The organism is Polymorphobacter multimanifer, assembly GCF_014205635.1.
GTDB classification, from domain to species: Bacteria; Pseudomonadota; Alphaproteobacteria; order Sphingomonadales; family Sphingomonadaceae; genus Sandarakinorhabdus; species Sandarakinorhabdus multimanifer.
This window is the reverse complement of sequence record NZ_JACIIV010000011.1, coordinates 1-17,545: the sequence shown is the minus strand read 5'-3', so window position 1 is coordinate 17,545 and position 17,545 is coordinate 1. Positions and strand designations below refer to the sequence as shown.

General features: G+C 67.2%; 17 protein-coding genes and 2 tRNA genes. 12 read left to right on the top strand and 7 right to left on the bottom strand.

The genetic code is table 11. The features are described 5' to 3' along the window. Nucleotides 1–65: 65 nt before the first annotated feature. Nucleotides 66–770, bottom strand: coding sequence for a PEPxxWA-CTERM sorting domain-containing protein (locus FHS79_RS18785; protein ID WP_243452770.1), 705 nt, complete (start codon nucleotides 768–770; stop codon nucleotides 66–68). 159 nt (nucleotides 771–929) lie between these two features. On the opposite strand from FHS79_RS18785, the gene FHS79_RS08480 reads away from it, so the two are divergent. Continuing rightward, the gene (locus FHS79_RS08480; protein ID WP_243452769.1) at nucleotides 930–1,496 is read left to right on the top strand and encodes an ECF-type sigma factor; all 567 of its coding nucleotides are present in this window, start codon (nucleotides 930–932) and stop codon (nucleotides 1,494–1,496) included. Then, nucleotides 1,486–3,777 carry a serine/threonine-protein kinase gene (locus FHS79_RS08475; RefSeq protein ID WP_184198310.1) on the top strand — a complete coding sequence of 764 codons (2,292 nt, stop codon included), beginning with the start codon at nucleotides 1,486–1,488 and terminating at the stop codon, nucleotides 3,775–3,777. Before FHS79_RS08480 ends, FHS79_RS08475 begins: the two co-directional genes overlap by 11 nt. On the opposite strand, the gene FHS79_RS08470 is transcribed toward FHS79_RS08475, so the two are convergent. The 3 genes from FHS79_RS08470 to FHS79_RS08460 form a co-directional block, all read right to left on the bottom strand. Beyond that, nucleotides 3,715–4,884 (bottom strand): DUF475 domain-containing protein, encoded by a 1,170-nt coding sequence (locus FHS79_RS08470; protein ID WP_243452768.1) that lies wholly within the window; start codon nucleotides 4,882–4,884, stop codon nucleotides 3,715–3,717. The genes FHS79_RS08475 and FHS79_RS08470 overlap by 63 nt on opposite strands. Nucleotides 4,885–5,048: 164 nt before the next feature. Next, nucleotides 5,049–5,140 (bottom strand) — tRNA-Ser (locus FHS79_RS08465). Nucleotides 5,141–5,218: 78 nt separating this feature from the next. Then, nucleotides 5,219–6,520, bottom strand: coding sequence for a UDP-glucose dehydrogenase family protein (locus FHS79_RS08460; RefSeq protein ID WP_184198308.1), 1,302 nt, complete (start codon nucleotides 6,518–6,520; stop codon nucleotides 5,219–5,221). A gap of 197 nt (nucleotides 6,521–6,717) precedes the next feature. Between FHS79_RS08460 and FHS79_RS08455 the strand changes: the two genes are divergently transcribed. Next, nucleotides 6,718–7,338 (top strand): DUF1134 domain-containing protein, encoded by a 621-nt coding sequence (locus tag FHS79_RS08455; RefSeq protein ID WP_243452767.1) that lies wholly within the window; start codon nucleotides 6,718–6,720, stop codon nucleotides 7,336–7,338. Here the strand turns inward: FHS79_RS08455 and FHS79_RS08450 are convergent, their stop codons facing one another. Beyond that, nucleotides 7,339–8,301, bottom strand: a complete 963-nt coding sequence (locus FHS79_RS08450; RefSeq protein WP_184198302.1) for an NAD(P)-dependent oxidoreductase — start codon at nucleotides 8,299–8,301, stop codon at nucleotides 7,339–7,341. Nucleotides 8,302–8,406: 105 nt separating this feature from the next. Here FHS79_RS08450 and FHS79_RS08445 point away from each other — a divergent pair, with 105 nt between their 5' ends. The 5 genes from FHS79_RS08445 to FHS79_RS08425 all read left to right on the top strand — a co-directional run bounded on the left by FHS79_RS08445 (nucleotide 8,407) and on the right by FHS79_RS08425 (nucleotide 10,564). Further along, nucleotides 8,407–8,724, top strand: coding sequence for a 2Fe-2S iron-sulfur cluster-binding protein (locus FHS79_RS08445; RefSeq protein WP_184198299.1), 318 nt, complete (start codon nucleotides 8,407–8,409; stop codon nucleotides 8,722–8,724). Continuing rightward, a complete protein-coding gene (locus tag FHS79_RS08440) occupies nucleotides 8,724–9,305 on the top strand; it encodes a Maf family protein (RefSeq protein WP_184198296.1) in 582 nt (193 codons plus the stop codon). Before FHS79_RS08445 ends, FHS79_RS08440 begins: the two co-directional genes overlap by 1 nt. Beyond that, nucleotides 9,298–10,293, top strand: coding sequence for a ribonuclease E/G family protein (locus FHS79_RS08435; RefSeq protein WP_184198294.1), 996 nt, complete (start codon nucleotides 9,298–9,300; stop codon nucleotides 10,291–10,293). Before FHS79_RS08440 ends, FHS79_RS08435 begins: the two co-directional genes overlap by 8 nt. Further along, the gene (yacG, locus tag FHS79_RS08430) at nucleotides 10,283–10,468 is read left to right on the top strand and encodes a DNA gyrase inhibitor YacG (RefSeq protein ID WP_184198291.1); all 186 of its coding nucleotides are present in this window, start codon (nucleotides 10,283–10,285) and stop codon (nucleotides 10,466–10,468) included. Before FHS79_RS08435 ends, yacG begins: the two co-directional genes overlap by 11 nt. A 21-nt stretch (nucleotides 10,469–10,489) precedes the next feature. After that, nucleotides 10,490–10,564: transfer RNA gene (locus FHS79_RS08425), tRNA-Phe, on the top strand. Between the two features lie 19 nt (nucleotides 10,565–10,583). Here FHS79_RS08425 and FHS79_RS08420 read toward each other — a convergent pair. Together FHS79_RS08420 and FHS79_RS08415 are read right to left on the bottom strand one after the other, a co-directional pair. Then, nucleotides 10,584–11,381 (bottom strand): DUF1295 domain-containing protein, encoded by a 798-nt coding sequence (locus FHS79_RS08420; protein ID WP_184198287.1) that lies wholly within the window; start codon nucleotides 11,379–11,381, stop codon nucleotides 10,584–10,586. A 233-nt stretch (nucleotides 11,382–11,614) separates the two neighbouring features. Further along, complete coding sequence (locus tag FHS79_RS08415) at nucleotides 11,615–11,932, bottom strand: UrcA family protein (RefSeq protein WP_184198284.1); 318 nt, start codon at nucleotides 11,930–11,932, stop codon at nucleotides 11,615–11,617. Nucleotides 11,933–12,236: 304 nt separating this feature from the next. On the opposite strand from FHS79_RS08415, the gene FHS79_RS08410 reads away from it, so the two are divergent. The 4 genes from FHS79_RS08410 to FHS79_RS08395 are packed head-to-tail and all read left to right on the top strand — an operon-like array spanning nucleotide 12,237 to nucleotide 17,266. Then, nucleotides 12,237–14,450: a TonB-dependent hemoglobin/transferrin/lactoferrin family receptor gene (locus FHS79_RS08410; protein ID WP_184198281.1), complete on the top strand. Its 2,214-nt coding sequence runs from the start codon at nucleotides 12,237–12,239 to the stop codon at nucleotides 14,448–14,450. A 46-nt stretch (nucleotides 14,451–14,496) separates the two neighbouring features. Next, nucleotides 14,497–15,480 (top strand): DUF6607 family protein, encoded by a 984-nt coding sequence (locus FHS79_RS08405; protein ID WP_184198278.1) that lies wholly within the window; start codon nucleotides 14,497–14,499, stop codon nucleotides 15,478–15,480. Between the two features lie 38 nt (nucleotides 15,481–15,518). Continuing rightward, nucleotides 15,519–16,445 (top strand): carbon-nitrogen hydrolase family protein, encoded by a 927-nt coding sequence (locus FHS79_RS08400; RefSeq protein ID WP_184198275.1) that lies wholly within the window; start codon nucleotides 15,519–15,521, stop codon nucleotides 16,443–16,445. 50 nt (nucleotides 16,446–16,495) lie between these two features. Continuing rightward, on the top strand, nucleotides 16,496–17,266 hold the full coding sequence (locus FHS79_RS08395) for a DUF2243 domain-containing protein (protein WP_184198272.1): 771 nt from the start codon (nucleotides 16,496–16,498) through the stop codon (nucleotides 17,264–17,266). Nucleotides 17,267–17,545: the final 279 nt, after the last annotated feature.

Below are 17,545 nucleotides of genomic sequence, written 5' to 3'. Positions count from 1 at the left end.
GTGCAGGGCGGTTCGGGCGGGGATCATCCCCCGCCCTTGCCTCCCCCGCCCGCGTCGCGCAAGCCTCAGGCGGTGACCCGCGCCAGGCCGGTGCGGCGACGCATCGCCCCACCGATCATCCCGAAGCCCGCGATCAGCATCGCCCAGCTCGCAGGCTCGGGCACGATGTCGGTGCCGCCGTCGATGGCACGCACGGCAAGGGTGATATTGTCCAGCCCCACATCATAGCCATCCGGGCCCCATGCCAGCAGCAGCGGCGAGCTCGACCACGCGCTGTTCACCGATACGTCCACATGGCCGGGATGCATCGTGGAAAGCCCGGAGGCGCTGGCAAGCGTGCCGCCACTGTTGCTCAGCGTGTAATTCATCGTGCGGCAGCTCACGCGGTTGAGATAACAAGCAGCATCGAAGCTGAGCAGTTGCACCTCGAAGCCGCTGATCGGCGTGAAGGTGATTTCCGACCGGTAGTTGGTGGCATTTGCGCCGCCATAGACCACATTCGTCAGGTTGCCATAGTTCCCCGACCAATGCTCGAGATAGTCGGTGTAGGTCAGCCCGGTGCTCACCGTCACGCTGCGATAGCTGATGCCCAGCTGGGCCGTGGAGCCATAGCTGCCGCCAATCCGCGTGCCATTGCCGCACGAGGCGGTGCCGGCGATCCCGCAGATGTTCCCGGCAAAATCGAGGACGATCATGTCAGCCGCTGCCGCCGGCATCGCCGCACCCACAACTCCGGCCGCACAAAGCGAAGCAAGAAGTACCTTACGCATCACATATTCTCCCACCTGCAGCGGGCACCCTGCGCACCCCTGCACCAGTCCAAGCGTCAAAACGCGCAACAATGGGTCAAGCTTTCGGAAAAATTAATTCCTGCATCCTTGCGCAGTCGTGCAGCCCGGCTAATCTTGCCACGGGCAATCTGGGGGGACATGCAGATGCCGCGGACGGCGACCATGGAAATGCTCATCGCCCAATGGCGCGCAGGCGACACGGAATCGCGCGACAGGCTCGTGGAGGCGCTCTATCCCGAGCTGCGCACCATCGCATCCGCGCAGATGCGGCGCGAACGCAATGTCAGCTTCTCGTCGGGCGATCTCGTCAACGATGCCGTGCTGCGCCTCGTCCAGATGGGGCATGTGACCCTCAACGACCGTGCGCACGTCATGGCACTGGCAGCGCGGCTGATGCGCAACATCGTCATCGATCATGCCCGTGCGAGGCGCACCGACAAGCGCGCCCATGTGAAGATCCCGCTCGACGAAGGGCTGGACGGCGAGAAAATACCTGACCTGATTGCCCTCGAAACCGCGCTTGTACGCCTGGGAGCAATCGACGCTGCTCTCGCGGAGCTGGTGGAAATGCGATATTTCGGGGGCATGGGGCTGGGAGACATCGCGATCGTCTCCGGCCTGTCGGAAACCACATTGAAGCGTCGCTGGCGCACGGCCCGCGCCTGGCTGGCCGACGCGCTCGACCGCCCGCTCGATGAGCTCTGACCTCGCGACCGAACGCGCCGCCCTGGCACTGTTCGACGATCTCGTCGACGTCCGCGAAACCGAGCGCGAGCTCTGGATCGCCGAGCGCACCACCGATGCCGCGGTCAAGGACCGGCTGCGGGCCATGCTCGCCGCCGATGCCATCTCGTCGCTTGGCACCGGCGCCGCTGCCCTGTTCACATCGCAGCCGGCGCCCACCCATGTCGGCCATTACCGCATCGAAGGGTTGATCGGCCGTGGCGGCATGGGCGCCGTCTATCGCGGCCGCCGCGATGCCGGGGATTTCGATCACCAGGTCGCCATCAAGATCATCAAGCCCGGCCTGTTGTCGGACGTGCTTACCCAGCGTTTCCTCGCCGAGCGGCAAACTCTTGCCAGCCTCTCGCACCCCAATATCGCCCGGCTCCACGATGGCGGCAGCACCGCCGAAGGCGCCCCCTACATCATCATGGAGCTGATCGACGGCCAGCCGATCGACCGCTGGGCCAGCAGCAAAGGCCTCGATGCCCGCAGCCGGGTGGCGCTCCTCATCACCGCCGCACGCGCCACCGCCCATGCCCATAGCCGGCTGATCATCCATCGGGACATCACCCCCGCCAATGTGCTCGTCACCACCGATGCCACGGTCAAGCTCATCGATTTCGGCATCGCCCGCGCCGCCGAAGGCGAGATGACCACCAGCACCGACATCTACGGCCTCGGCCGCGTCGCCACCCGGCTGCTGCCCGCGCCCGATGCCGAGCTGGCCGCCATCATCGCCCGCGCCACCCATGCCGATCCGGAGGCACGCTATCCCACCGCCGATGCCCTTGCCGATGATCTGCAAGCGTGGAGCAACGGCATGCCGGTGGAGGCCATGCCGCGCCGCCGCCGCTATGTCGCCGCCAAGTTCGTCGCGCGCCACCGGCTGGCCGTCGCCGGCAGTGCTGCCGCGGTCGTGCTCCTCTTCGGCGCACTCGGCGCCGTGCTCGTCGCCAACCGCCAGGCCCGGCTCGCCGAAGCCGAAGCGCAGGCGCGCTTTGCCCAAACCCGCGGCATCGCCCATGCATTGCTCTTCCCGGTCTTCGATGCCGTGTCCGCCGTCCCCGGCGCCACCCGCGCCCGCGCGCTTCTCGCCGAAACCGGGGTCGAATATCTCGACGCCCTGGCCGCCATGCGCGCCGCCCCGCCCGATGTAGCCGCCGAAGCCGGGCGCGGCTATGTGCGCCTCGCCGCTGTCATCGGTGGCGGCCAGGCCGCCCAGCTCGGCCACTACGCCGATTCGGGCGCACTTCTGGCGCGCGCCGACGCGCTGCTCACCCGGGCCTTCAAGGCCGCTCCGGGGGACCGCACGGCAGCCATCGATTTCGCCCGGCTGCGCGTCGAGCAGGCCGGCCAGGCGCTCTACAACGACAATGACACAAGGGCAGGGCGCGCCGCCGCCCGCGACGCGCGCGATGCCACCGCGCGCCTCGCCGCGACCGATGTGGAGGCCGCAGCGCTCCATGCGTCAGCCCTGCAGGCGCTGGCCGATGCCGATGGCTGGGACAATGACGACGAAAAGGCCATCATCGGCCACAAGGCTGCCGAAGCCTTCATCGCGGCCTTGCCAACCGCCCTTCGCGAAGATCCGCTTGTGCTGGCACCCCGCAGCGCCAACCTGCGGCTCCTCGGCGAAGCCCAGCACCGCCGCAAGACCGCCGAGGCTGCGGCAACCCTCGCCCGCGCCGTCTCCATCAACCGCGCGCTGCTTGCTGCCCGTCCCGGGGATCCCAGCCGACAGCGCAAGCTCATCGCCTCGCTCTGGTATTCAGGCGTCATCGCCCGCGGCACCGGTCAGCCAAAGGCCGCCAAGGCGTTCCTCGAAGAGGGCATCGCGCTGGCGCGCCTGATGGTGGCGCGCGATCCGGCCGATGCCGGCGGCCGGCAGATGGTCTCCATCACCGCCGAAATCCTCGCACAGCTCGCCGCCGACCGCGGTGACGCCGCCGAAAACGCTCGCATCGCCACCGAACTCATCGATGCGCACGAAGCGCTGGTCGCACTTGCGGAGAATGCCGCCGGCGCCCGCCGCTCGATGGCCTCGGCGCTGCGCACCCAGGGCGGCAACCGCTACAATGTCGGCGATGTCCCCGGCGCTTGTGCCATCTGGCGCCAGACCATGACCCTCTACACCTCGCTGGAGCGAGACGGCGCCCTTACCGATTTCGACCGCAAGAACGGCTTTCCCGAAACCCGGTCACTTCTTGCCGACATCTGCGAGGGCGGCGTGCCCGTCAGCGCTCGTCCGGCCCGTCTGTAGCGCCACGGCATCGCCAGCCTCCAGCAAGGCACGATCGGCGCGGTTGTGCCGCACCGAAGACCATACCGACAGCCCGATCAGGCCTGCCCCCACCAGCCCGGTAACGGCTTCCGGAATGTGCACGAGCACCGATGCAAACATGATCGAAGCCAGCGCCAGAATAGCCCAGAAGGCACCATGCTCCAGAAAGCGGAACTGGCCGAGCGTGCCTTGCCGCACCAGTGCAATGGTGATCGACCGCACGAACATCGCCCCGATGCCGAGGCCGAGCGCGATGATGACGAGATTCGTCGTCAGCGCGAACGCGCCGATCACGCCGTCGAACGAGAAGGAGGCATCGAGCACTTCCAGATAGAGAAACGCTGCCAGGCCGGACCGCTGCACGCCCTCCACGGCCCCCTCCGGCGCGCCGAGGACATGACCCATCCATTGCACCGCGAAATACACCACGATCCCCATGATGCCGCTCACCATGAACACATGCGCATCCGCCACCGCCAGCTGCGTGGAGACGCCAAACAGCGCCAGCAGCACGACGATGATCTCCACCGCATCGAGCCCGGCCACCTTGCGCAGCGGCGCCTCGACAAGCCCGATCCAGTCATGTTCCTTCTCGGCGTTGAAGAAGAATTTCAGCCCGACCAGCATCAGAAAGGCGCCGCCGAAGCCCATGATGCCGATGTGCGCCTCGGAGACGATGGCCGCGTAGCGATCGGGATCGTTGAGCGCCAGCGATACCGCGGCCACCGGGCCCAGCTGGCCGGCAATGGCCACGATCAGGATTGGAAACACCACCCGCATCCCGAACACGGCGATAAGGATGCCCCAGGTGAGAAAACGGCGCTGCCAAACCGGGTCCATATCCTTCAGAACGGTGGCGTTGACCACGGCATTGTCGAACGACAGCGACACTTCGAGCACACCGAGCACGATGCAGATCCACAGCACCGACAGGGCAGCCCCCACCGATCCACCCGAAGTGTAGCCATACCAGCTGCCCAGCCCGAGGCAGAGGATCGTGAAGGCAATCGATCCATAAAAATGCTTCAGCATCGAGATCTTGTCCCATCCGCGCACGCGGCGCTGCATCGCAATCCATCTCGCCATGGCCGGCCGCCGGACGCATGCGATGCGCCGACAGCGTGCAGATAGGGTGCACGCCGCCTTTCGGAAAGCGCTGGCGAGAAAACTTCTTCGGCAGAACCGCGCCGGCAGCCCGAGGCCAGCGCTGATGCTGCAACGCGCCGCCCTGCATCAGCAAGGGCGGCAAGTGGCGGAGTCGGAGGGATTCGAACCCTCGGATCCGGTTACCCAGATCGGCAGTTTAGCAAACTACTGGTTTCAGCCACTCACCCACGACTCCGAGCAAGAAGCGGCCCTATACCGACCCCTTGGCAAGGTTGGCAACCAATCAATCGCATGGTCGCCCTTCAGCCCGATCTCAGCGCCCGATCGAGGTATAGGCAATGCCGCGCCGCGCCATCTCGGCCGGATCATACACATTGCGCAGGTCCACCATCACCGGGGACTTCAGCAGCGCCTTCACCCGGTCCATGTCGAGCGCGCGGAAAGCGTCCCACTCGGTCACCAGCACCGCCACATCGGCACCTTCGAGCGCATCATAAGGGTCGGTCGCATAATGCACGTTGGTCAGCACCATCGCTGCCTGCTCATGCCCTTCGGGATCATAGGCACGAATTTCCGCGCCACCATCCTGCAAGGCCTGGATGATATCGATCGCCGGCGAATCGCGCATGTCGTCGGTATTGGGCTTGAAAGTGAGGCCGAGCACTGCAACGCGCTTGCCGCGCACATCGCCCCCGGCCGCCGTCACCACCTTCTTCGCCATCGCGCGCTTGCGCTGGCCATTGACCGCCGCCACCGTCTCAACGATCCGCACCGGCGTGCCGAAATCCTGCGCGGTCTTCACCAGCGCCAGCGTGTCCTTGGGAAAGCAGCTGCCGCCATAGCCGGGGCCGGCGTGGAGGAACTTCGAGCCGATGCGGTTGTCCAGCCCGATGCCGCGCGCCACATCCTGCACATTGGCGCCCGCCGCCTCGCAAAGGTCCGCCATCTCGTTGATGAAGGTGATCTTGGTCGCCAAAAACGCATTGGCGGCATATTTGGTCAGCTCCGCCGTACGCCGGCCCACGAACAGCAACGGGGACTGGTTGAGGAACAGAGGCCGATAAAGCTCGGCCATCACCGCGCGCGCCCGGTCATTTTCGCAGCCCACCACGATCCGGTCGGGCCGCTTGAAATCGCCGATCGCAGCGCCCTCGCGCAGGAATTCGGGATTGGACACCACGGCGAACTCGGCATGCGGATTGGCTTCTGCCATGATCCGCTCCACTTCGTCCCCCGTCCCCACCGGCACGGTCGATTTGGTCACGATCACGGCATAGTTCGTCAGGTTGGCGGCAATCTCGCGCGCTGCGGCATGCACATAGCTCAGGTCGGCATGGCCATCGCCACGCCGGCTCGGTGTGCCCACCGCAATGAAGATCGCCTCCGCCCCGGCAATGCCCTCGGCAAGATCGGTGGTGAAGCTCAGCCGCCCGGCCTTGACGTTGCTCGCCACCAGCTGTTCCAGCCCCGGCTCATAGATCGGCATCACGCCCTGGTGGAGCCGATCGATCTTGCCGGGGTCCTTGTCCACGCACACGACATGATGGCCGAAATCGGCAAAACACGCTCCCGAGACCAGGCCTACATAGCCTGATCCGATCATCGCAACGCGCATCGAGTGAACCTTCCTTGATCGGCTTTTCACCGGGGGTTGAATTGCCGCAGTCGCCTAGCATGGGTTGCACTGCAAAAAAACCCGAATGCCCCGGATCATTGCATCTGCTTGCGCCTCGGCCATCACGCATTAATCTTTGCAATGCCAAACCGCAGCCGCCGACGCGTCAGGGCAGCAGCGGCCGGTGGGAGACCTGCATGACCATTTCAACTCGAATTGCCGCTTCGGGCCTGCTGCTTGCGGCACTCGCCGGCGCCATCCCCGCGGTGGCCCAGCAGCCGGCACAGACAACCGCCGTTCCCGCCGAGCCCGCCCCCTTTCCCCCCCAGCAGCAGACCACCTATGCCGAGGATGACGTGCTCGGTGCCGCCGAAGATGTCTTCGGCAAGGGCACCGAGGGCCTGGCCGAAGCCGTGCGCCGCACCTTCGCCCAATATGGCCAGCCCAATGCCTATATCGTCGGCCGCGAAGCCGGTGGCGCCATCATCTTCGGCGTCCGCTACGGCTCGGGCACCCTGTATCACGCGGTCGAAGGCGAGCGGAAAGTCCATTGGACAGGCCCATCGGTGGGCTTCGATGTCGGTGGAGACGGTTCGAAGACCTTCGCGCTGGTCTACAACCTCTACGACAGCGAAGACATCTACCGCCGCTACCCCGCCGCCGAGGGCAAGGCCTATCTCGTCGGTGGCATCGCCATCAACTATCTGCAGCGGGACAAGGTCATCATCGTGCCGATGAAGCTGGGGCTCGGCTGGCGCCTCGGGATCAACGCCGGCTATCTGAAGTTCAGCAAGGAGGGCAAGATCATCCCCTTCTGATCACGTCACCGCCCCCACAAGCGGCTGCCCCGCCGCCAGTCGCGCCAGATTGCCGACCAGCCGCTCGATGATCCGCCGCGTGGTGTCGGGGGAACTCCAGGAGATGTGCGGCGTGATCCGAACGCGCGGATGGCCGATCAGCCAATGCCCCTCGGGAAGCGGCTCGGGGTCGGTCACATCGAGGCTGGCCCAGATTCGCCCTGCATCGAGCGCCGCCCGCAGGGCCGCCTCCTCCACCAGCGGCCCGCGCGCCACATTCACCAGATGCGCCCCCGCCTTCATCCGCCCCAGGAAATCGGCCCCCACGATCCCGCGGGTCGCATCGCTGATCGGCGCCACCAGCACCAGATGGTCGGCGCGCGCCGCCAGCGTTTCGATCGGCACCAGTTCAACCCCGTCCACCGGCGACGGCGCGTCGCTGGCCCGCGTCGCCACCACCTTCATCCCGAACGCCAACCCCAGCCGCGCCGCAGCCTGGCCGATCTGCCCCAGCCCGAGCAGCCCCAGCGTCCGCCCGTCGAGTGTGCCGAGCGGGGCCCCCAGCAGTTCGTCGCGCTCCGGCCAGCGAGCACCCCAGCGGCCACGGCCGAGGGTCACGTCATCGAGGGTCTTGGTGCGTGCCAGCAGCAGCCCCAGCACGAATTCGGCGATGGGGATCGCCGTGGTGCCCGATCCCGTCGCCACCTGCGGCGCCTCGAACAGCCATTCGGGATAATCATCGAGCCCGGCCGAAGCGATCTGCACCAGCTTCACCGATCCCGGCCAACCCGCCGGCCGCGGCACCTCGGCCACCGGCACACCCTTCCCCTTTTCCTCGCTGTGCAGCACGAACAGCACATCGGCGTCGGACGGCAGGTCCCAGCGGTCGCGCCCCAGCGTCTCCATCGCCACCGCCTCGGTCACCCCCGGCAGGCCGGCAATCATCGCCGACATCGGCGGCGCAAACTGATGAACGATCCGCATGTGTCGCATCCCTCCCCCAAGACTTTTATTCGATTGTTGCTGGGCTGTTGCCCGCCACTATCACCGCCGCTAGAGCCTCAATGCAACCCATCAACAGGATCAGTCATGTCGCAAATCATTGTCACCGACCGCGCCGGTACCGACCACACGCTCGATGCCCGCCCCGGCCTTTCGGTCATGGAAATCATTCGCGAAGGCCGGCTCGACGAGCTGCTGGCACTGTGCGGCGGCGCCTGCTCCTGCGCCACCTGCCATGTCCATGTGGCGCAAGCCGATCTCCCCCGCACCGGCGCCGCCACCCCGGACGAGCTCGACCTGCTCGACAGTTCGGACCATTTCACCCCCAGCTCGCGCCTCAGCTGCCAGATCCCCTTCACCGCCGCCCTCGACGGCCTGCGCGTGACCATCGCACCGGAAGATTGATGCCAGCGCCGACGCTCATCCTCGCGTCGGCAAGCCCGCGCCGTGTGGCACTGCTGGCGCGGCTGGGCATCACCCCGGCCGCCATCGACCCGGCGGACATCGACGAGACCCCCCACAAGGCCGAGCCGCCGCGCGCCCATGCCGCGCGGCTGGCGCGGGAAAAAGCGCTGGCCGTCGCTGTCCGCCACCCGGGGCAGTTCGTCCTCGCCGCCGACACCGTCGTCGCCGTCGGTGCCCGCATCCTGCCCAAGGCCGAGGACGAAGCGACCGCGCGGCGCTGCCTCACCCTCATGTCCGGCCGCCGCCACCGCGTCCACACCGCCGTGGCGCTGGTGACCCCCGATGCGGCGCTGCGCGAGACGGCATCCGAAAGCCAGGTCATCTTCCACCGCCTCGCCGCCACCGATCTCGACGCGCTGATCGCCGCCGGGGACTGGCAGGGCAAGGCCGGCGGCTATGCCCTGCAAGGTGCTGCCGAAGCCCATATCCGCTGGATCGCCGGCAGCTGGTCGGGGATCGTCGGCCTGCCACTTTCCGAAACCCGCCGGCTGCTGCTGCGCGCCGGCTTCCCCCTTGGCTGATGCCCTCATCGAGACCGCCCCAGGTGCCACGCGCGCGCTGGTGCTGGACGGCGAGACCATCCTCGAAGCGCACATCGAACGCGAGGATGCGCCGCTCCGCCCCGGCCACCGCAGCCCGGCACGGCTGACCACCATCCTCGTCAAGGGCCTTGGACAGGGTAGCCGGGGTATCGCCACCCTGCCCTGCGGCACGGAGTTGCTGCTCTCCCCGCTGCCCGATGCGACCGAAGGTGCCACGATCGGCATCGAAATCACCCGCGCCGCCCTTCCCGAAGCCGCCCGCCCGCGGCTTCCCCGCGCCCGCCCCCTGCCCGCAGTCCCGCCCGTCACGCCCGGCGCCAGCCTTGCCGAGCGGCTGCGGGCCACTGGCCACAGGCTGCAAACCTTGATCGGCCCCGAAGACCGCCTTGAAGCCGCTGGCTGGTCCGAGATCGTCGAGCAGGCCCGCACCGGCCACATCGCCTTCCCCGGCGGCCTGCTCACTATCACCCCCACACCCGCCATGACCACGGTCGACATCGACGGCGACATGCCCCCCGAGGCCCTCGCCCATGCAGCACTCGTGCCGCTCGCCCAGGCGATCCGCCGCCTCGATCTGCAGGGCAGCACCGCCATCGACTTTCCCAGCCTCCAGGGCGCTGCTCGCAAGTCGCTCGACCAGGCTCTCGCTTCCGCCCTCAAGGCGCATCTCCCCGGCGCGCACGAAGCCACCGCGATCAACGGCTTCGGCCTGGTGCAGATCATCCGCCCCCGCACCCGGCCGAGCCTGATGGAAGCCGTTCGCACCCCCGGCTTCGACGCACTGGAGATATTGCGCCGCGCCGCCCGCCACGGCCATGGCCCGGCCACGCTCCATGCGCCGCGGGCGATCATCGACTGGCTGCAAGCCCGGCCGGCACTGCTCGAATCGGCATCGCGCCTGCGCGGCGGCGCCCTCACCTTGCACCCGGACCCCCGACTCGCCACATCAGCCCCCCATGTCAGCTGATCCCCGCCCCCCCGCCTCCCGCGCTTGCGCCTATTGCAACCGCCAGCCCCGCGTGGCGGCGTTCGATCCCTTCTGCTCGAAGGGCTGTGCAGACCGTGACCTCCTGCACTGGCTCGGCGAAAGCTATGCACTTCAGGGCAACAGCCCTCTGGACAGCGACGAAGACCCGGTCTAGGACGCGCCTTCGCTCAGGCGAGCCCGGGTAGCTCAGGGGTAGAGCAGGGGATTGAAAATCCCCGTGTCGGTGGTTCAAATCCGCCCCCGGGCACCATTTCCCAAAGCATGGCGCATCACAGCTTCTTCGGCGGCAGCGGGAAGAAGCCCGAGGTGCGCGCCATATAATCGGCATAGCCGGGCCTGTTCTTCTTCAGCCCCTTCTCCAGCATCGGCGCTCCGCTCCACTTGGTGAGCGTATAGGTCAGGAACACCGGCCCCAAAGTCACCCACAACGGCGCACCGGCCGCAATGGCCACCGCCCATATCCCCCACCAGGTCACCGCATCGCCGAAGTAGTTCGGATGCCGCGTATAGCGCCACAGCCCGGTGTCGAGCACCTGCCCGCGCCGCGTCGGATCCTTGCGGAACGTCTCGAGCTGCACATCGCCGATCGTCTCGAACGCGATGCCGAACAGCGCCAGCGCCGCCCCGGCCCAGGCCAGCGGCGTGAGCGGCGTGCCGGGGTCGGTGAGCAGTCCCGCCTGCGCCGGCAGGCTCACCAGCCACACCAGCGGCCCCTGCAGCAGGAACACCTGCACAAGCGAAGCGGTGCTGAAGCTCCACTGCCGCTTCGCCATCACCGAGCTGAGGATCTTGTCATAGCGCGGATCACGCCCCAGCCGTCGCCAGCGGATGAGCAGATGGGTGCCGAGCCGCATGCCCCAGGCCGTCGTCAGCCCGAACAGCGCCCAGCCCAGCGGACCGCGCGGCGCATCGAGCAGGATGAACGCGGTGATGGTCGCCAGGAAGACCATGCCATAGGCCCACACCACATCGACAAAGCTCACATCCTTGATCATCACCGCCAGGCGCCAGAGGATGACCATCGCCACCACGATGGCGACCAGATTGTGCGCAAGTGCCAGGATCATGCAGTCGAACTTCCCTGTGCGTGGCCGGCATCGCCGATGCCGCGTGGCGCAAGATCGAACGAAACTGCCGCCCCGCCTGCCCCATGGCACAACCATACCCACTGCCGCCGGCCAACGCCAAGCCTATCTGGCAGCGGTTTTGCAACGGCAAAAGGCAGGGCTGTTGCCAGCCCTGCCTTCGCCATACGGTCCTGCGGTCGGACGGATTGGGAGCGCCCGGCCGGAGCAACCGGCTAGTCGATGCTGGCCATCCGTGCCGGCTGCGCCGAAGCCACCGCGCTCTTCACGCACGCCGCGGTCTGCTGCTTGCCGCGCAGGTCATCGGCTGCGCCGGTGCAGACGCTGCGGGCAGCGTAGCGGACGCGGTTCTCGAAGGTGCTGCGGCCGGCGTCGGTGGTCAGGTTGAGATCGGCGGTGCGGACGACGGCACTGCGAACGGTTTCCGAAGCCTGGGCCGGGGCGGTAGCGCCCATCAGGCAGATGCCGGCGAAAACCACGGTGCCGAAGGCGCCGAGAACGTTGCGGGAGAGCGAAGCGGGGGTGGCGAACATGGCTGAAATCCTCTGTTTGGCGAAGGAGCGGACCATCCGGCCTCCGATGCCAAATGCTTTGCACAAGCCGTGCCAGTTTTTCAGCCCGTCCCCAGAACCTGTTATTTCAATGACTTAAGAATCCGCCGCCTGTCGCGGCAGAACAGCTGTCTGGACAAAATCCCAATCCGCCGCGCAATTTCCCAACTAACCGCAATTATTCAGAAGGCATTCATCGGCCAAATCCTGACATCGCATATAATTGATATTGACTCGCATTACGCTGCATGGTCATGAAGCGCACCCGTTGCCGCAAAGGACCCCCATGCCCATCAATCTCCGCGCCCTGCTCCTGGCAACGCTCGCCCTCGTCCCGCTGCCGGCGCTTGCCGAAGACACCGCTGCCATCGTCGAGGATGGCCTCACCGTCACCGCCACCCGCACTGCGACGCGCATCAGCGATGTGCCCGCCACCGTCTCGGTCATCACCGCCGAGGACATCGAGAACCTGCTCATCGATGACATCAAGGATCTCGTCCGCTTCGAGCCGGGGATCAGCGTCCGCAGCCAGCCCAGCCGGCCGGGTGCGGCGCTGGGCACCACCGGCCGCGACGGCAACTCCGGCTTCACCATCCGCGGCCTCAGCGGCAACCGCATCCTCATCCAGCAGGATCTGATCCGCGTGCCCGACAGCTTCGCCTTCGGTGCCCAGGCAGTCGGTCGCGGCGATTATGCCGATCTCGATCTCATCAAGTCGGTCGAGTTCCTGCGCGGCCCCACCTCCGCCCTCTATGGCTCGGACGGCTTGGCCGGCGCCGTCAGCCTCACCACGCGCGACCCTGAAGACCTGCTGCGGCCTGGCCAGAACGTCGCCGTCCGCGCCCGCCTCGGCTACAGCGGCGCCGATAAAGGCTGGGGCAAGTCGATCATGCTGGCATTGGGCGAAGGCCCATTGTCGGCGCTCATCGCCTATAGCCGTCGCGACTCCGGCCCGCTGCAGAACTTTGGCCGTCTCGAGGTCGATGGCCCGCTGCGCACCGCTCCCAACCCGCAAGCCACCGACAGCGACTCGGTCCTCGCCAAACTCGTGCTCGATCTGGGCGGCGGCCACCGGCTGCGCCTGACCGGCGAGCATGTGGCGCGCGCCACAACCACCGATGTCCGAAGCGGCCGCGGCGTGCCCCCCCTGGCAGCGACCAGCGTCCTCGACCTGCGCACCGACGACACCACCACCCGCAACCGCGCCAGTCTCGATTGGCGCTACGAAGGCACCGAGACCGTCGAGAGCGCCTTCCTGATCGGCTATCATCAGGACAGCCGCACCCGCCAGTTCGCCTTGGAAGACCGCAACACCGCCGCCGATCGCACGCGTGACAACAGCTTCGACAACCGCGTTACCGGCGCCAACGGCCAGCTCGCCCTGCGCTTCGGCGACACCGCGCAGCGCCTGCTGATCGGCGGGGACTGGAGCAAGACCCTCCAGACCGGGCTTCGCGACGGCACCGTCCCGCCGGCGGGTGAACCCTTCCCGATCAAGGCTTTCCCCGATACCGACTATACCCAGGCCGGTGCCTTTATCGCCGGCACGCTCGATCTCGGCGGCGGCCGCGCGCTGCTCTACCCCTCGGTGCGCTTCGATCATTTCGAGCTCACCCCGCGCCCCGATGCCACCTTCCCCGGCAACAGTGCGGCGCAATCGGGGAGCCGCGTCTCCCCCAAGCTCGGTGCCGTCGTCTGGGCCACGCCGGTGCTGGGGCTCGCCGCAAGCTATGCCGAAGGCTTCCGCAGCCCGACGCCGAGCCAGGTCAACAACGGCTTCGCCAACCCGCTGCAGGGCTATGCCTCGATCCCCAACCCCGATCTGCGCCCCGAAACCAGCCGCAGTTTCGAGGCCGGGCTGCGGCTGCGCGATGCTGCGGTTGCCGGTGCGGTGCTCAACGCCAACCTCACCGCCTTCACCGCACGCTACCGCAACTTCATCGATCAGCAGGTCATCGGCGGTGCCTTCACCCCCGCCAGTCCCGCCATCTTCCAGTTTATCAACTTCGGCCGCGTCGCTGTCGAAGGCATCGAACTCAAGGCCGATCTTGCGCTGGGCGCTGGCTTCACCCTCAACGCCGCGGCCGCCTGGGCACAAGGCACCAGCAGCGGCGCGCTGCCGAACGGCACCATCATACCCGAAGCGCCGCTGTCGCCGATCGACCCGTTCAATCTCGTCGCCGGCCTCGGCTGGCGCGGGCTGGATGGGCGACTGCAAACCCAGCTCATCGTCACCCACAGCGCCGGCAAGGCCCAGGCCGACATCGCCGAAGCCTGCACGCCCGCCTGCTTCGGCTCGCCGGCCTTCACCATTGTCGACATCACCGCCGCATTCCAGATCACTCCCTTCGCCACGGCGCGCATCGGCCTCTTCAATCTCACCGATCGCCGCTACTGGTGGTGGAACGATGTCCGCGGCCTTGCCGGCACCAGCGCCATCGCCGATGCCTTCACCCAGCCCGGCCGCAATTTCAGCGCCAGCCTCATTCTCCGCTATTGATAATGACTCCTACTGATATTAGCATTCAAACCACAGGAGACCCCGCATGACCCGCTTCCTCGCCGCCTTGCTGCTCGCCACCGCCCCCCTTGGCAGCATCCTGCCGCTCGTCGCTGCTCACGCGCACGGCCCCATCTCTGCCGATGCCGCCACCCAGGCCAAGTACGAGGCCGACCGCGCCGCCATCCTCGGCATGGCCGGCAACTACAAGGTGAAGTTCGATTTCAAGGAGACCACCGCCTGGGATGCCGCCTACAAGCTGCACGAAGCCAAGCCCTCGGGCGGCCATGAGGTGGTGCGCGTGATCGAGGACACGCCACGCACGATCGTCCTCCAGCATATGCTGGTGGCGGAAAAGGACGGCAAGGCCTTCGTCATCAAGCATTGGCGGCAGGACTGGACCTTTGAGCCAGCCCAGCTGCTCACCTACAAGGGCCCCGACCAATGGGAGCTCGAAGCCGTGCCCGAACGGATGCGCAAGGGCCGCTGGTCGCAGACCGTGTGGCAGACCGATGATTCCCCGCGTTATGGCGGCTGGGGCGAGTTCTCCAACGAAGGCGGCGTGCCGCGCTGGCGCAGCAACTGGACGTGGCGCCCGCTCGCCAGGCGCGATGCAGTCCGCAAGCCCGCCTATGATCGCTACATGGCAATCAACCGCCACCAGCCGACGCCGGCTGGCTGGATACACTGGCAGGACAATATGAAGATGGCCGGGGACAAGCCTGTAGTTCAGGAAGCCGGCCTCAACAGCTACGAGAAGTTCGACGGCTTCAACGCCGCCCGCGCCGACAGCTACTGGGCCGCCACCAGCGATTACTGGGCTGTCGTCCGCGCCGCCTGGGCCGAGGTGATGGCGCGCGACAAGGGCATCCGCATCAAGGAACAGGCCGATTGGGGCAGCGTCACCTCCGAGCGGCTGATGACCCTCGCCGATGAGGTCGAGGCCGGCAAGGTCAACACCAAAGCCGCCGGCGACGAAGCGCGAGCCCTCATCCTCACCAGTACCCGCCCACAAGTGGCGACGCGCTGATCTTGCCCGTGCATCGCGCCGGCCCTAGCGTCGGCGCGATGCACACCCCCTTCCCCGTCGCCGCCCTGCAGATGGGCAGCAATCCCGCCGGCACCGCCGCCACCCTGGCGGACATCCTCGCCTGCGAAGCCGAGATCGCCGCCAGCGGTGCCCGCCTCGTCGTCCTCCCCGAAGCCCTTCTCGGCGGCTACCCCAAGGGCGAAACCTTCGGCGCCCAGCTCGGCTTCCGCACGCCCGAAGGCCGCGCCCGCTTCGCCGAATATCATGCCGCCGCCGTCACCCTCGATGGCCCCGAGATCGCCGCCCTCGCCGGCCTCAGCGCCCGCACCGGCGCCACGCTCGTGGTCGGCATCATCGAGCGCGCCGGCGCCTCGCTCTTCTGCACCGCCGTCTTCATCACTCCGGAAGCCGGTCTCATCGCCCACCACCGCAAATTGAAGCCCACCGCCATCGAGCGGCTGATCTGGGCCGAAGGCGATGGCAGCACCATGCCGGTCGTGGAAACCCCCGCCGGCAAGCTTATCGCCGCCATCTGCTGGGAGAACCAGATGCCGCTGTTCCGCGCCGCCATGTACGCCAAGGGGCCCGACATCTGGTGCGCCCCCACCGTCGATGATCGCGACATCTGGCGCGCCACCATGCGCCATATCGCCAACGAAGGCCGGCAGTTCGTCATCAGCGCCTGCCAGTCGCAACCGGCACCCCAAACGCCGATCGCCAACTGGCCCGCCGGCCGCCCGCTCATCGCCGGCGGCAGCCTCATCATCGGCCCGCTGGGAGACATCCTCGCCGGCCCGCTCGGCCCCGAGCCCGGTCTGCTCACCGCCGAAATCGACTTGGCGAGCCTCCCCGGCGCGCGCTTCGATCTCGATGTCAGCGGCCATTATGCCCGGCCGGACCTGTTCACGCTCCATGTCGATGAACGCCCCCGCATCAATGTCAGCCCCCGCCGCCACGAAGACTGACGGAACAACCCCGCCGCCCCATGGTTGACCCGCAGAAGCGGAGCCAGCCCATGCAAAAGCCCTCCCCCACGCAGCCCTCCTCCACACGAGCGAGCATCATCGTCGGCATCGGCCTCGGCGGCTTCTTCGATGGCATTTTGCTCCACCAGATCCTGCAATGGCACCATCTGCTCAGCCTCGTCCCCGGCGTCGACAGCCTGCGCCTGCAGGCGCTGTGGGACGGCTGGTTCCACGCGTTGATGTACATCATCACTGCCGTCGGCCTCATCGGCCTCTGGCGCAGCCGCGCTGCCCTGCCGCCGGCCAGGCACCTCGGCGGCGGCCTGCTCATCGGCGTCGGCGCCTGGCATGTGCTCGACAGCATCGCCTCGCACTGGGTGCTCGGCATCCACCGCATCCGGGTGGACAGTCCCAATCCGCTGGTCTGGGATCTCGTCTGGTTCGTCGTCTTCGGCCTCGTGCCGCTCGCCATCGGCTGGCTGCTCATGCGCGGCCGCCCCATGCCGGGTCCGGGTCGCCGCAACGCTACCACCGCCGTCGTTCTGCTTGCCGCTTTCGCCACCGGCGCCGCCGCCTGGTCGCTCCGCCCAGCTGAAGACCAGCGCTTCACCACCATCGTCTTCCGCCCTGATGTCACTCCGGGCCAGGTCATCGACGTCCTCGCCGCCACCGACGCCCGGCTGGTCTGGACCGACCCTGCCATGGGCGTCGTCGTCGTCGCCATGGCGCCCGATCGTCGCTGGAGTCTCTACCCCCGCGGCGCCCTGCTCGTCAGCGGCTCAGGCGTCCCCACCGGCTGCTTCGGCTGGACCCGCGCCTGATCTGCAATGTCGAAAAAAATGGTGCACCCGAAAGGATGGGAAGAGTGAGTTGATTGAGCCGGTAAGCTATTGAGATATATTGTAGACGTCATCTTTGTGGCGCACCCTTGTGTCACACCTTAGTGTAGCGTTCACGAGCTGACACGGAAGGAGTAAAGTTACGCGGTAAAGGCCGCTCTCGACCCGATTGTGTTGAAGAAGTCAGCGTTGTTCGCGGGCCGATAGGGCGATGTGAGCGGTGCGAGCGCGGGCGGTGTCGTTCAGGCCGGCACCGGATGC